Origin of the sequence: Thermospira aquatica (assembly GCF_023525255.1) — a bacterium.
GTDB classification, from domain to species: domain Bacteria; phylum Spirochaetota; class Brevinematia; order Brevinematales; family Thermospiraceae; genus Thermospira; species Thermospira aquatica.
Genome location: NZ_CP073355.1, coordinates 192,403 through 207,121, shown reverse-complemented (window position 1 = coordinate 207,121; position 14,719 = coordinate 192,403). Strand labels below are relative to the sequence as shown.

Sequence of the window (14,719 nt, the reverse complement as noted above, 5' to 3'; positions counted from 1 at the left end):
GACAGAGTCTTATGCACGAATTGACAAAACGTTCTTTTACCAAGATCAAGATTGTTTTTGGGATAGTCTATACGTATATGGCTATAGCCACAGCGACAATAGTTTTTTTTCAGGTGATTCGGAGTGTGGAGTTTTTCCAGAGAGCACAGATTAACCGTGCACGAGTTCGTTTTATCCCCGCTTATCGGAGTGTGATCTATGATAGAACCCTTCGCAAAGAGATAGCGTATAATGTGAAGTCGCTGAGTTTGGTGGTGATACCAGCGTTGCTTCCTGGTGGGACGAACCGGGATATAGTGATAGAGAGGCTGGCAAAACTTCTCAACACCTCGGTATCAAATCTCAATGCAACGATTGAAGAACAGTCTCTTGATCGATTTGCTCCCATTATTATCGCTTCGGATATAGATGCAAAAACGATGGTACGTTTTGCTGAACATCAGGACCTCTATCCCGGTGTTTTTATGGAAAATATTCCAAGACGATACTACCCGCTGGCTGAAAAGGCAGCGCATCTCATTGGGTATACCGGCGTGATCAGTAAAACGGAGTACCAGCAGTTGAAAAATGATCCCGAGTATTATGCCGGTGCTATTGTTGGAAAGATGGGGATTGAGAAGCAGTACGATAAACAGCTTCGCGGGAAAAAGGGTATCATGAACCGGGTAGTGGATGCAAAAGGACAACTTATCCGTGAAGAGATTGCCGAAGAGCCTCAACATGCTCAGCCAGTGGTGCTTACGATTGACGCTCGTTTGCAGGCGATGGCGTACGATATTCTGGCTGGGAAAAACGGCGCCGTGGTGGTTTCCAAGCCTTATACAGGTGAGGTTCTTGCACTGGTGAGCAGTGCATCCTTTGATCCAAATGTGTTTTCCGACAGGTATAGTCGTGAAGAGTTTTACATCATCAGGGATAACGAGAACAAGCCTTTTCTCAATCGTGCGATTCAGGGTATCTATCCCCCGAGTTCAACCTTTAAGCTTATTACGGCTGTGGCCCTCCTCTCTCACGGGATTGATGTGAACCGTACAGTCTACTGTCGGGGCTCGATGCTTATAGGAAAGCGTGTGTTTAACTGCTGGAGTGTTCATGGGACGGAAAACTTTTACGATGGTATTGCGAATTCCTGTGATGTGTATTTCTATACGATGGGAATGGAGGTGGGTAGAGATAAGATTTTGGCCTATGCCAGGGATTTTGGTATTAATGAAAAGACGGGTATAGACCTCCCTGGAGAGGGCAAAGGGCTTATCCCCGAAGAAGCATGGTTTCGTCAGCGGTATAATCGTCCCTGGAGTTTGGGTGATACGGCCAATATCAGTATTGGCCAGGGAGATCTGCTCATCACTCCGATTGGACTGAACAAGATGACGGCAGCTATTGCCAACAAGGGAACGGTCTATCGGCCGTTTCTTTTGAAAGCGATTATTGACGATGTTACAAAGGAGACTGTGTGGGAAAACAAACCTCAGGTTCTCCGCAAGGTCATTTTGCCAGAGAGTTCTTTTGATATTCTTCAGAGGGCTATGTACAGGGTGACTACGGAAGGAACAGCAAGGTGGGTGCAGTATGCGACACCGTACCCTATAGCAGGGAAAACAGGAACGGGAGAAGCAGGAAAAGAGAAAGAAACCCACGCGATTTTTACGGCTTTTGCTCCTTATGGGTCAACCAATCCTGAAGATTATATTGTGGTAACCGTGGTGGTCGAGCATGGTGGAGGAGGCTCAGCGGTAGCTGCTCCTATTGCGGTAAAATTGATTGATTACTATTTCAGGGAAATCTATCCCCTGAATCCAAATCAATTTAAGAGGTAGAATATGTTCAAAAGGCTTTTTCGAAATGTGGATTGGTTTTTGATTCTTATCCCTATTCTTTTAACGGTGATAGGAATTGTATTTATTTATAGCACGGGTATCACGGTTACAGGTGAAAATACCAACAAGTACCTCAGACAATTGATGTGGGTGGGTATCAGTGTGGTGGTTTTTCTCGTGGTTTTGTGGATTGACTACTATCGCTGGGTGGAACTTTCATCATATTTCTATATTTTGGGGATTATTTTGCTGATATTGACACTTCTGGTAGGAAAAAATATCCGTGGCTCCCGGAGCTGGTTTGGTGTAGGGGGATTGGGTATCCAGGCTTCCGAGGTAATGAAGGTGTTTTATATTCTTTTTCTGGCAAAATATCTGGCAAGTGCCCCTGTCATCGAAAAGAGGATCCAGGTTTTTGTTGTTTCTTCTTTGATCACCCTTTTGCCGATGGGGCTTATTCTGCTTCAACCAGATCTCGGGACTACCCTGGTGTATGTGGCGATTTTTCTTGCTATGGGGTTTGTAGGGCTTGTCGACACGAGGTTTATTCGTTATCTGGTTCTGGTAGGGATGGTTGGAGCGATAGTTATTTTGTTGATTGCCTTCTATAAATATTATCTTGAGATGGGAAATCCTCCCCTTCCTCTCATCGATTTACTTATTGATTTTAAGACACTTTTCAGTATTGCGGTGGCTTTGTTGTTGTATTCGCTTTTTACGGCGGTGATAGATTTCTTTAATCCGGTGGGATGGATTAAAAAGATTCTTCCTTTTTCCATTTTTAGTGGCATGGGATTCTTGATGGCAGTAGGGGCTGTTAAGGTTCTCAAGGCGTATCAGTGGAAACGAATTCTCGTCATGATTAACCCTGAGTTTGATAAGGCCGGGGCGGGTTACAATGTGATTCAATCTCGTATTGCGATAGGTTCTGGGGGACTGTTTGGTAAGGGACTTTTTCGCGGGACCCAGAATCAGCTGGGATTTCTACCGGAAAAGGATACGGATTTTATTTTCTCGATCATCTGTGAGGAGATGGGATTATTGGGCGCGCTTCTTGTCTTGGGGCTTTTCTTTCTCTATTTCTCGTACATGTATACCATTATCAAAGAGGCGAAGGATAAAGAGGGTGTGCTGGTGACCGTCGGAATTTTTGCGATGTTTGCCACCCATGTGATCATTAATACGGGTATGGCTCTTGGTATTCTTCCAGCCACAGGGCTCCCTCTTCCGTTTATCAGTTATGGGGGATCGGCGTATCTTGCCTTTGCTATGGGAGCGGCTTTTCTTATCAACATCCATTCTCGCAGATTTGTGCATTAAAGCGGTTGTGATACTTTTGCAAAAAGAAAAGGCTTCCTTGAGGAAGCCTTTTCTTGTATTGACGTCTAAAAAGCATTGACAAGACTACTCTCTGTCACGGAGCCAGAGGAGTCTCAGAAGCTGCATGATGGCCATGAGGGTGGCTGCAATATAGGTGAGGGCTGCTGCAGAAAGGACGGCTTTAACTCCCCTGATTTCGCGTTCATCCATATATCCCTGACGGAGAGCAACAACTGCCCGACGACTGGCGTCGATTTCTACGGGAAGAGTGACGAGATGAAAGGCTACTGTTCCTGCAAAGAGATAGATGCCCAAATTGATGAGCATAGGAAGCCCCATCAGAAAACCCAAAAAGAAAAGAGGGAAAGCCATATACGAGGAGAAGGCTGCCACAGGATAGATGGCGTTTCTCATGATCAGCGGCACAAAACCTCTTGCATGCTGCACCGCATGCCCGGCCTCATGGGCAGCAACGCCGATAGCGGCTATGGAGTCACTTCCATAGGTGGCATCGGAGAGGCGCAACACCCGATTTCTGGGGTCATAGTGGTCGGTAAGCTGGCCAGGCGTATGTTCTATCACGACATTCTGGATACCGTGCTCAAGCAGGATCTGGTAGGCAACATCCTCAGCTGTTCTTCCGGAGTTACTTGGACGCGTACTATAACGGGCAAAGGTGCTCTGGACCTTCCACTGAGCCCACATTGCAAATATAAGTGCCGGGATGAGGAAAACCATACTGGGATCGTAGAAAAAGGGATACATCACTTCTCCTCCTTGTTTCGATTTCTTTTACAATATAATGAAACAAAAGAGAAAAGTCAATTCTTAAGTATTTTTATACTCCACCAATTTTTACATTTGAGACCAGGATATGAGGAGATCCTGTGGAGACCGGGAGGCCACTTTGTCCTCCTTTCCCACATCCCCCAAGTCCCCCATGGTGTTGGAGATCGTTTCCTATAGCCTGAATATTTTCTAACGTAGTGAAAACGTTACCCGTGAGGACAACATCCCGCACAAGATTTGTGATACGACCGTTTTGAATTCGGTAAGCATACGCAGCCGAGAAGGTAAACATCTCCAGATTGGTCATACCCCCGAGGTAGTCACAGGCGTAGATACCATCTTTTATCCCGGCTATCATGTTTTCAAGGGGAGTGTCTTTTGGTTCGATATAGGTGTTTGTCATGCGCACAATTGGCTGATACCGGGGATTGATGGCACGAGCGTTTCCCGTGGGTTTTTGGTTCATCCGCCAGGCAGTTTCACGGGAGTGCAGTCGCCCGGTAAGTATTCCGTCCTTGAGGAGATAGGTTTTATGGGCTGAAATGCCTTCGTCATCGTAAGGGGTATAGCCAGCGAGTCCCGGGATGCTTCCGTCATCAACGATAGACAAAAACTCAGGGCCAAACCGCCGGTTCTCCCGCATTACCTCGAGCATATCAGGATTTTCAGCAAGAAAATCAGCCTCCGAGAGATGTCCAAACGCTTCATGGGCAAAGACACCAGCAAGCCTCGGATCAAGGAGGACGGTGTACACGCCAGCTTCAAGAGGGGGTGCCTTTAAAAGGTCTAGGGCTCGTTTTTTGATGGTTTCCGCATTTTGTTCAAGACCGAGGACAAGCTCCATCCCTCCGTACTGTCCTACAGAATCTGAAGCCCGCTGAAGAAGAGTCCCATCCCGTGCGGTGACAGACATGGCAAGGCCTGTAAAAGTTCGGTTCATCGTGATATGACTTCCCTCGCTATTCACAAAGGTTGTCTTGGTTGTAGTATCTCGATAGGTGACACTCTGTCGGCTTATCATAGGATGGGTGAGGAGATCATGGTAGGACTGGACGAGATGGACCTTTTGTTCCAGAGAATACTCTGCCGGGGATATGGCAACAGGGCTGGATATATGATCCTGTATCGGGGGATATGTAAGCACATGTGAACCCTCTTTCTGATGGTGGGAAACAAGCCTGGCCATGGCAAGTGCCTCAGAGGCATATCGTTTATAATCCTCGCCGTTGAAGCTTATAAAGCCCCATCCGCCCTCAAAAAGGACACGAATATTACCGGTTCTGGTGATGCTGGTCTGGAGATGTTCAATCGTTTGGTTCGCATAAACGATGGAGGTAGTAAAGTTGGTTTGCAGGTGAATCTCATAGTAGTCAGCGGGTTCTAACGCTTGTTTGATGGCATCGATATCCATGGTTACTCCTTTTTTCAAGAAAAACAAAGGGACTATTCACCGAATAGTCCCTCAAAAAACACATATTATCTTATTTTTTTTTAGAAACTATTTCCTCAAGATGCTTTACCTCCTCTGTGAGGCTATTAATCTTTGTTGATAACACGTGAAAGCCCTCGATGATCTCTTTACTGAGTTTTCCCATGAATTCTTCGACATGGGCCATGTGTTCGCGGGTGGTGATCACGCGCCCCTCAACATGGTCGAGTTCCGTTTTGATAGCGTTGATCTTCTCCATGATGTCCTGCATACCTTTTTCCATTGGTTTTCCTCCTCGTATGTGATGTCATATCATACCGAAAAAAACAGAAAAAAGCAAGATTTTTTTTTAAATTTTTTTTTGATTTTTTTCATGTTTGGTGGTATAATTTACGTATAAATGGTAGAGGCTAACGCAAAGGAGGAGAGTCATTGTGTCAAGAAAATTGTGTCTAGTCATAGGATAACCTCGCTGTGAATATTTTCTTTGGTGTATGAGTGTTGCTCACGATAGAGTTGAAAGTAATACTCCCAATTTTTTAACTTTCTTTTTAAGAACTTCTCATTTTGGTATCTTAATAACAGGTAAAGATATTTCTCAGCTGAAGCCTCGCTTTGACACATTTCCATTGTTTTAATCTCCTTTTAAAGTTCTTTAAAAGTCTTTCCAGGGCATTGTTTGTATACACCATGCTTCGTATTCCTTCAGGTAATTCCATGTAAGTGAATATATTCTCTCTATTGTCAAGAGGTTATTCATTAAGTTGGGATAGATATTTTTCCATTTTGTGTAAATTTCATAAACAATTGTTCTGCCTCCTGTTTGTCTTTGGCATGAAATACCTCTTTTATTTCAGTGGCAATGATATTTCTGTGTTGAACTCTCACTTTAGCCAGTATGTTTCTCATGACATGGACTACACAGGGCTGATACTTTGCGTGGGGATATATCTCTGTTATGACGTTTTTCATACCACTTAAGCCATCAGAGACAATAAAATGAATCTGTTTGACACCTCTTTCTCTTATATCTGCAAAATTTCCCGCCAGTTATAAGCACTTTCCATGCCTCCTGGCAGGTAGTATCCTAAAATCTCCCGTCTTCCCTCAGGTGTAATGCCTATAGCTACATATATTGATTCATTTTCTACCTATCTCTCTTGATAGGAAACACCATAGCATCCAGAAATACCACGGCATATTCTTCCATGAGAGGGCGACTACGCCACTTCTGAATCTCTTCTATGCCTACCTGGCTTATCCTTGAGATGTTAGCATAAGAAATCTTTATTTCATAAAGCTCTTTTAAAACTTCTGCTATCTTCCTTGTTGACATTCCTGATATCAACATAGCCCTGATTAATGCATCTAAGTCTTCTGTGATGCGTTTGCGATAGGGAAGAAGGGCACTTTTAAATCCATTATCCCTTGTTCTTGGAACACGTATGGCTGTAAGCTCGCCAAAAGCTGTCTTTAAATCCCTTTCATTGCCTTTTGTGGGAGGATTGTTTTCCAGGTAAATCTCTCTTTCCTCTTTTAACATACTCTCTAATACTTCCTTGACAATTGGTTTGAATAGCTCTAAAATATTCTTCGTCTCAATCATATCTGGCCTCCTGTGATAGTTTTATTTATATTATCACAGGAGGTTATCTTTTTCCTACCAGACACAATTAAGTATACACTGCCAGGAGAGTATGAAAAACATACTTCGTGGTGTATTTTTTGGGGTCCTTGTTATGATTTTTTCAGGATGTTTTTTGGTAGAAGAAGAACCGGATAGACCAGAGACAAAAGAGCTTACCTATACCGTGCCGTCGGGGTATAATCTCTACCTTGTGGTTCATAACCTCACCACCAGCAGCCGAAACTGGGTTGTTTATGGGGAGAATTTTACCTCTGTGGGGACGCTCAAATCCATCGTTGGGGATGGGATAGGAGGAGAAAAGTTTTCCTCATCGTCTTCTTATCCTGTTTATGGGCTTCCTATGCAGTACTACCAGAATCTCCCTCCCGCCAACTGGCGAAAAACTGGGACAAAGACATTCGGAAATATCCTTTTTACGTATGGGGATACCAATTCGGCACTGGATTATGGTCGAAATCCTTCCAATTGGGTTATTGGGACTACAGAGCTTTCTTTCAAGGTAGTCAATATAGAAGCCAATACCTATACCAATATTACAGCAAAGCTTTGGGCTATTGGAACAAACATGACAACAGGAGCAAGTCCTATCAATGTTTTGGGGGGAGTAGCGTATATTTTTGTGGATGTCAACGCAACGGTGAGTCCGGATAAGATTACGAATTTTGCTGTGAATTTTAACGGGACAAATGGGATCTATGCCAAACTCACCAATATCCTGGGAGGATATGAAGATGGCGGTGGACCTCATGGTGACGGGGGAGTAGATACCAACAAAAACATTTACATCCTTTTCACGGATATTAAGGATGGTTACAGCGGATCAGGGGGCTTCGTGGCAGGATACTACGATCCAGGGAATGATTTCCCGAAGTCCCTCAATCCCAACTCCTCGGAAAAACAGATGTTTGTGATTGATACCGATCCCACGCTCAATCTCCACGTCTCTCTTGCTCTGAGTACGCTTATTCACGAGGCACAGCATATGATCAATTGGGGGCAAAAGTACTTTGTCGGTGGGGTGGAGGAAGAGACATGGCTTAACGAGGCATGTTCTATGGCAGCGGAGGATGTCCTCGATGAATTTGTCCCGGATGAAGCATATAGAGTGTATGCCAATGGGAGCCGTATGAGTTATTTTCTCTCTCAACCTGAACGAGGGCTTTTTTACTGGGGGGATTATGATGTGCTTTACGACTACGGCAAATCGTATGCCTATCTTGCGTTTCTCATGCGGCAGACTTCTCCTCTTATTTTAAAAGAGATTGTTTCTGAAGTGGGCAGGGACAAAGTGGGAAAAGCAGCTGTGGAGGCAGCCCTTTCAAAGCTGAATGCGGGGAAAACTTTTGATGAAACGGTAAGACTCTGGCAGAAGAGTCTTATCTATAATGAGAGGAACCTTTCTTCTTTGTGGAAAGGTTACAAAACCAACGCGATTCTTTCTGGCTATGAACTCAAAGCTCTCGATCTGAGTAGCTATGGTAACAATAAATCCACGACGGGTCCAGTGTTTTACTATTTTCGTTCTTCGAGGACTGTTTTCACGTGGAAGCCGTATGCTACTTACATTTTCAAAGGGCGCCCAGCAAGTGGGAATGAGGTGAAGATTACTATCACCGATGATCCAAACATGACCTACGAGGTCATTATCACGAATATCTAAGGAAAAGAAGCAAAAAGCCCCGGGTATACCCGGGGCTTTTTTAATCAAGAGGAAGGTGTATTACGCACACCTCACACGTTTTCTTGGGGAAGAGTTTCTTCTTTCTTGAGGAGTTTTCCAGGGCTATGGTGTGTTGTGTTTTTTCACTTCAACGTTATGTTTCTTTCGCGAATGCTACCCATCTCCTTTCTTAGGCACCAAAATTACCTCACTTTTCCTTTTCTTAAAAATAGAGGCTTAGTCCTGCCTGGAACCCAACCTGCCAGAAGAAAATCATGTTGAACCAGATGGGACTCTGTCCCTGCGTAAGCCCATAGTCTCCCAACGCGATAGTAGTGTTAACACCGACATCGAATCCTAACCATGATGTAATGGGTCTTTTTAAACCAAAACCAAACTTGGTGGTTAGTGCCGGATCTTTAAAAGCGAGTTTCATGACGTTCTGGAGTTCTTTGTCTCCAAACGCGGAGATAAACGAGATGCCCAGACCGAGACTTCCATAGATTCCCCAGGCATTTTGGAAGACAACCTTACCAATGATCGGGGTCTGAACGAATCCAACGCTTTTTTTCTCGCCGGTGGTGGGGTCAGTGCCACTTACCGTGAGAAGAGGTTGCCATGCGATTTCCACACCAAACTGGGTTTTTTGAGGATGGCCAGCCAGAATCTCTCCACCGAAACTCCATCCACCACCATCAGTCTTGGCATTTGCATTGGTGATGCCTTCCTCTTCGAGGGATGAAAGGAGGAATTGCCCCCGCACCCAGTTATTGTATCCTCCGTACAGGGTCACTGTACCCAGATTGGCTGCCCAGAGGCTTGAGCCCACAAGACATCCTACCACGATTCCCACTATTCTTTTCATAAAAACCTCCTTATTCTCTTTTTGTGACAACTTTTTCTCCACCATCATCGTAACCACGTTTTTTTATTTTGTCAAGTAAAATAAGGGGTTAGGGAGAAGTTTTTTTTACGAGTACAAACGTCACATCGTCGCGTATTTCACACTGGGCTATAAGTTTCTCAAGTTGCTCTTTTATTGTTGAGAGGGGCTCATGTCCATAAGCCTGGAGGATGGTTTTTGGTTTTTCGTCTATAAGTTCCCCATTTTCTCTTGCTTCGGTGAGCCCATCGGTATAGAGAAGCATCACATCCCCTTCATGTAAGGTGAAACTTTTGTCTTCTTCGCTTCTTCCCATGAGATTTTCTACTCCTAACCAGAGACCATCGGTGATAATAGTCTCCACCTGCTGAGAGGATGCGCGGTAGATCCATATATCCTGGTGGAGTCCCGAATGGAGGATAGAACCATCTTCTTCGAGGCGAAGGGCCGTAATAGTGACGTACTTGAATTCTTCTGCAAAGATATTGCCAATATTGTAGGTTATCGTCTGGTTGGCTATCCGCAAAAGTTCACTGGGAAGACGCAGGGGGTTTTCTCGGATAAGGGTTTGAAGAGCTGTCTGGGTCATGGCCATTATCTGCCCTGAGGGAAAACCGTGTCCTGAGACATCACCAATGATCACCCAGGAAGGTTTGGTTTCCCCGATAATGTCATAGTAGTCTCCACCAACCTCTGAGGCTGTCTGCATGTATCCCAGAACTTCGTAGCCAGGGAGAGACGGATGTTTGGGGAGAAGACCTGTCTGGAGGTCTTTTGCCAGATTCATCTCTGTTTCGAGGCGGGCGGTATCTTTGATACGATCGAGGAGTTCAATGTTCTGGAGGGCAAGGGAGGCCTGGGCGAGCAAAATCTTAAGGGTACTTATGCTCTCAGCAGTAAACATACCCCTCCCCATGTTGTTTTCAAGATAGACAAGTCCCACCCGCTTTCCTGTGCGGTAGATGGGGATGATGAGAATGGAACGGACAAGGTTTCTTGTGATATAAGGGTCTTTTACCAAAAGAGCCTCTTCTTGAGCATCTTCGATGAGGATTTCTTCGTTTTTTTGAAGGGCATACTGAATGACTCGTTGAGGGATATCGGTGTATTCTTGAAAATCCAGGGAGAATACCTGTGCCTCTTGATCCGGGGTTTTTACCGCTCTCACGAGGAGGCTGTCTTCTTTTTCGTAGAGAAATACGCCTTTTTCTGCGCCGGCATTTTCCATTGTCATGATAAGAATGCGGGAAAGAAGGGTATTAACATCCGTGGTGGTGATAAGGGCTTCACTTGCCTTTATGATGGTGAGAAGGTCAAGGGTTTGAGTTCCTGTAGAGGTAAGGGTGTGGAGTGTGGTAGTGGTATCGTCTTTTTTCCCCAGATGGGGGAAAAGATGGGGGTAGCTCTGAAGTAAGGCTTTGACTTTGGATTCTGCGCCCCAGAGTTTGTAGAGGCGAAGCGATTGGGTCATATCCTGATCGGCGAGGAGCTTTTCCCCCTGGCTTTCCCAGAACTTTGCCCTTAGTTCAAATCCAAGAGCTTCGTAGAGGCGATAGTTGTGGGTACGTGCACTTTCAATAGCTTTTCCATAGAAGTGTATGGCTTGCCAGTTTTTGCGCGTAATACGTGCAAGCTCTGCTTTTAAGAGAAAAAGTCCTGCAGAAAAGTTTTGCTCAGAGAGTCGGGCCCATTTGCCGTAGTTCTGGATAGCTTCTCTCAGAAGACGAGAGAACTCTTGTTTTTTACTTTTTCCTACCGAGTTGCTAAAAAGTCTGGCAGCCGTAAGACCCCTAAAAAGCTGAAAAAGAAAATACGCCGGACTTGACTGGCTAGCAGGGTCAAAATGAGGGAGAGAAGGGACAAGACGGTAAGCGATTTCATACTTTTCAAACAGATAACTGAGAATAATTTTGTAGAGTATAAGATAGCGAAGGGCAAAAAAGTCGTGTTCCTTTTCATGGATGGGTCTTTGAATGCTTTCCTGGTACCACTCTCCCTCAAGAAGTGTGGGATCTTCAGAGGGTTGAATAAGATTGTCAACGAGTTGGAGGCACAGTCTTGAGACAATCTCCTGGGATTTTTGTCCGAGACCGTGAATTGTTTGAACGTTTTGCCGCATGTATTCTCGAGCGATGGGGAGAAGAGAGTGTATTTGCCAAAAATGAAGATTCATCACCATCAGGGCATACGCAGCAAATTCGGTGTCACCTTTTGCGATGGTGGCATCATACACCTTTGACAGTCTCTCAGGGATTTCATGCTGCGGATGAACCCAGAAATAGAGAAAAGAATAGTAGATAAAATAGTTCTCAGGAGCATTGGTGTTGTAATCCATTTTTTCTATGAGATAGAGTCCTTTATCTGCTAGGGTATTGCCGAGTTTTTTGTTTCCCAATCCTGCCGTGATAATACCACAGGAGATAAAAAAGAACGGTGTTTGTGAAACAAGTCCATAACGAAGGGAGAGTTTTGTTCCCAGGAGATTGATAAAAACATTCAAAAGAGGAGAGGAAAAAAAGGCAAATGGAGAAAAGGAAAAGAGAAGTTTGGCCTGTTTTTCTATAAGGGGATGGGTATTTTGAGGGAGATTTCTGATCTGGGTTTCAGAGAGGTTTTGCATGCGCCAGAGCATTTCCAGCAGGAGGGGAAGTGCCCTAGTGAGAGAAACATGTTTGGGAAGAGGAAGGGAGAGGAGACTTACAAGATTATAAAAAAGTGCTGTAGCTTTTTCGTATTGCTCTTCACTTCCCAGGGCTTTCATCAAGAGAATCCACAGATCAAAACAGACCATTTCATCGTATCCTTTTTCTTTGAGGAAGAGGAGAAGCTTTTCAAGAGTTTCGTAGTTAGCTGTATAGTAAGCAGATTCGGCGTATGCCTCATAGAGAGGGAGAAAAAATTCGCTCTTCGTATCGAGAGAAAACTCTGATAAAATAAGAGAAAGTACCTCGTAGATGGCGGTGAAGGCTCCGGATTGCTTATTTTGTTCAATGACCTTGTGAGTGAGAAAGAGAACACGCTCTCGTTCTTTTTCTGTCGAGAACTGAGAAAGACCTTTGATGACATGGTCAAAAACGTAATACAGCTTGTCCGCATAGTTTTCAAAAGGTTGTTGGAAAAAATAGTTTGCAACAAGAGCATGGGCTGAGGATTTTTCATTTTCTTGAAGGGAATGGTACAATCCCTCTCTTGTTGAGGGATGGTTCCAGTAGATCATGTTGTCTTTAATGGAGAGAAGGCGTTTATCAAAAAGGGGAAAAAGAATCGAAACTGTTTCTTCTTCTGAAATACCAATAATTTCTTCAAAAAGAGACATGGGGAAGCGGTTTCCAAGAACGCAGGCAATAACCAGCGTTCGCCGCGTATCCTCATCCAGCGAGGAGAGAAGTTTTTCTAATCCTGTGTTTTCATCCTGTAACTGGAATCCGGCAATTTCTTGTTCATTCCATTTCCATCCCTTGTATCCGTCGAGAAAAAGGAGGTCTGTTTCCCTGAGTTTTTCCAGAAGTTTTTCCAGTTGGGCGGGGTTGCCTTCTGTTTTTTCGAAAAGAAGATGGGCTAAAGATTGGACGCTCGTTTCTGGTTGCTGAAGAAGGGAGGAAAGATAGTGGGTAAGGTGTGATTCTTCCCATGGTTGAAGTACAAGAGTACGATAGGTGACATCTTCTAAAAGCCCTGAGAAATTTTGCCAATCGGCTTCATTTCCCTGAAAAACGGTAATAATACATACATATGAGAGATTTTGACGACAGAGGTGAGCAAACAGTTTTTGACTTTCTTTGTCCGCCCACTGGATATGATCAAGCACAAGTACCATGGGATGTTTTTTGGAGACGAGGAGTGCGACAAACTCAGAGAACAGGTAGAAGAGTCTTTTTTGTGTGGCCTCCTGGTCGAGGGTTTCTACTTCTTCGTCCGCGGGAAATAGTTTTTCCATCTCAGGGAAAAAGCTTGTGAGAACTTTTCCCTGTTTTTTCAGTTTTCCTTCCCAGGCATCTTTGATTCGCTTTTGTTCAGAAAAGGGGAGCAGATACATCTGTTGAACCGTATCATAAAGAAACTGACGTATACCATGGTAGGAGGTTGTTTTTCGTTCCTCACTAAACGTAAGACGAATATGCCACATTTCTCGATTCTGGAACTCGTTGGTAACGGTATTGATGAGTAAGGTTTTACCAATACCTTTTTCTCCTATGAGTACAACATTTTGAAGACTTCCGAGAATAGCCCGGCGAATGATTTCCGAGAGTTCGTTTTTGGCATTTTCTCTCCCATACCAGCTGCGGGAAAACCTGATTTCCGGAGAAAAGTCTTTTGTTCCTGGTGTAAAGGCGGAAAGTTGTTTGCCTTGCTGAAAGGCTTGATAGAGAGTATGCAGATCGTAGAGAAGTCCACTGGCATTTTGATAACGTTTTTCAGGGTCTTTTTCAAGGAGTTTCATAACCACGTCAGAGAGAGCCTGGGGACAGGAGTTCCAGAAATCATCTCGTAAAATACCACTCCAAGCGAATACAAATCACTTCTCCGATCAATGGGAAAGGAGGTCTTCCCTGTCTGCTCGGGAGCCATGTAGGGAAGCGTTCCCTCAAGGAGGAAAAGATTTTCACCACTTATTTGACGAGAAATACCAAAGTCAGTAAGACAGACCCGGTTTTTGGCGATGAGGATATTACTGGGTTTAATATCAAGATGGAGAATTCCCCTTTTGTGGACTTCTGAAAGAGTAGAAACAATGTGCATGGCGATAGGAAAAAATGTCTTTAAAGAAAGACCATCTTTGTATTTTTCGAGGAATTGTTGGAGAGTTATCCCCTTGAAATATTCCAGTACCAGAGCCGGAGATCCATCGAGTTCCATGAGGTCATAGATTTTGACCACACCATCAATAGCAAGCTCCATAAGCATCCCGTATTCTCGGCGAATACGAAGAAAATCTTCTGGTTTATTGATGTTGGAACGGAGGGACTTGACGACTACCTCAAGGTTATCAGATTTGCGTCTTGCAAGAAGAACCCGAGATCGTTCGGTTTCGGTGATGAGAGAGATAATCTCATGGTCTCTGGAAAGAGGTTCCAGTGGCCGCATGTGTCCCCCCTTTTTTACAGCTATATTATACAAAAAAAGGGAGAAAAGTCAAGGAAAACGGTGCAAAAAAGATAAAAAACCGGCC

At 44.3% G+C, this 14,719-nt stretch carries 9 protein-coding genes and 1 pseudogene; 3 read left to right on the top strand and 7 right to left on the bottom strand.

Annotated features, from left to right (window positions below):
- Positions 1-11: 11 nt before the first annotated feature.
- Complete coding sequence (mrdA, locus tag KDW03_RS01005) at positions 12-1,820, top strand: penicillin-binding protein 2 (protein ID WP_271435545.1); 1,809 nt, start codon at positions 12-14, stop codon at positions 1,818-1,820.
- A 3-nt stretch (positions 1,821-1,823) separates the two neighbouring features.
- On the top strand, positions 1,824-3,140 hold the full coding sequence (gene rodA, locus KDW03_RS01000) for a rod shape-determining protein RodA (RefSeq protein ID WP_271435544.1): 1,317 nt from the start codon (positions 1,824-1,826) through the stop codon (positions 3,138-3,140).
- 84 nt (positions 3,141-3,224) lie between these two features.
- Here rodA and KDW03_RS00995 read toward each other — a convergent pair whose 3' ends face one another.
- The 4 genes and pseudogenes from KDW03_RS00995 to KDW03_RS12485 all read right to left on the bottom strand — a co-directional run.
- Positions 3,225-3,905 (bottom strand): zinc metallopeptidase, encoded by a 681-nt coding sequence (locus KDW03_RS00995; RefSeq protein WP_271436500.1) that lies wholly within the window; start codon positions 3,903-3,905, stop codon positions 3,225-3,227.
- A 73-nt stretch (positions 3,906-3,978) separates the two neighbouring features.
- Entirely contained in the window at positions 3,979-5,340 is a 1,362-nt protein-coding gene (locus KDW03_RS00990; protein WP_271435543.1) for a TldD/PmbA family protein, read from the bottom strand.
- A 70-nt stretch (positions 5,341-5,410) separates the two neighbouring features.
- Complete coding sequence (locus tag KDW03_RS00985) at positions 5,411-5,641, bottom strand: hypothetical protein (protein WP_271435542.1); 231 nt, start codon at positions 5,639-5,641, stop codon at positions 5,411-5,413.
- A 173-nt stretch (positions 5,642-5,814) separates the two neighbouring features.
- A pseudogene (locus KDW03_RS12485) lies at positions 5,815-6,916 on the bottom strand (IS256 family transposase); the annotation flags it as partial.
- A 139-nt stretch (positions 6,917-7,055) separates the two neighbouring features.
- Between KDW03_RS12485 and KDW03_RS00965 the strand changes: the two are divergent.
- On the top strand, positions 7,056-8,666 hold the full coding sequence (locus KDW03_RS00965) for a M30 family zinc metallopeptidase (protein ID WP_271435540.1): 1,611 nt from the start codon (positions 7,056-7,058) through the stop codon (positions 8,664-8,666).
- 223 nt (positions 8,667-8,889) lie between these two features.
- Here the strand turns inward: KDW03_RS00965 and KDW03_RS00960 are convergent, their stop codons facing one another.
- From KDW03_RS00960 to KDW03_RS00950, 3 genes are all read right to left on the bottom strand, one after another.
- Positions 8,890-9,531 carry a hypothetical protein gene (locus KDW03_RS00960; RefSeq protein WP_271435539.1) on the bottom strand — a complete coding sequence of 214 codons (642 nt, stop codon included), beginning with the start codon at positions 9,529-9,531 and terminating at the stop codon, positions 8,890-8,892.
- An 88-nt stretch (positions 9,532-9,619) separates the two neighbouring features.
- Entirely contained in the window at positions 9,620-13,990 is a 4,371-nt protein-coding gene (locus KDW03_RS00955) for a SpoIIE family protein phosphatase (RefSeq protein WP_271435538.1), read from the bottom strand.
- A complete protein-coding gene (locus KDW03_RS00950) occupies positions 13,987-14,634 on the bottom strand; it encodes a serine/threonine protein kinase (protein ID WP_271435537.1) in 648 nt (215 codons plus the stop codon). The genes KDW03_RS00955 and KDW03_RS00950 overlap by 4 nt, the downstream gene beginning before the upstream one ends.
- Positions 14,635-14,719 lie beyond the last annotated feature (85 nt).

Excerpts from the sequence above, each read along its gene's own strand:
- KDW03_RS00965 (WP_271435540.1), top strand. The coding sequence starts at position 7,056 with ATGAAAAACATACTTCGTGGTGTATTTTTTGGGGTCCTTGTTATGATT.
- KDW03_RS00950 (WP_271435537.1), bottom strand. The coding sequence starts at position 14,634 with ATGCGGCCACTGGAACCTCTTTCCAGAGACCATGAGATTATCTCTCTC.
- rodA (WP_271435544.1), top strand. The coding sequence starts at position 1,824 with ATGTTCAAAAGGCTTTTTCGAAATGTGGATTGGTTTTTGATTCTTATC.
- KDW03_RS00985 (WP_271435542.1), bottom strand. The coding sequence starts at position 5,641 with ATGGAAAAAGGTATGCAGGACATCATGGAGAAGATCAACGCTATCAAA.
- KDW03_RS00990 (WP_271435543.1), bottom strand. The coding sequence starts at position 5,340 with ATGGATATCGATGCCATCAAACAAGCGTTAGAACCCGCTGACTACTAT.
- mrdA (WP_271435545.1), top strand. The coding sequence starts at position 12 with ATGCACGAATTGACAAAACGTTCTTTTACCAAGATCAAGATTGTTTTT.
- KDW03_RS00960 (WP_271435539.1), bottom strand. The coding sequence starts at position 9,531 with ATGAAAAGAATAGTGGGAATCGTGGTAGGATGTCTTGTGGGCTCAAGC.
- KDW03_RS00995 (WP_271436500.1), bottom strand. The coding sequence starts at position 3,905 with ATGTATCCCTTTTTCTACGATCCCAGTATGGTTTTCCTCATCCCGGCA.
- KDW03_RS00955 (WP_271435538.1), bottom strand. The coding sequence starts at position 13,990 with ATGAAACTCCTTGAAAAAGACCCTGAAAAACGTTATCAAAATGCCAGT.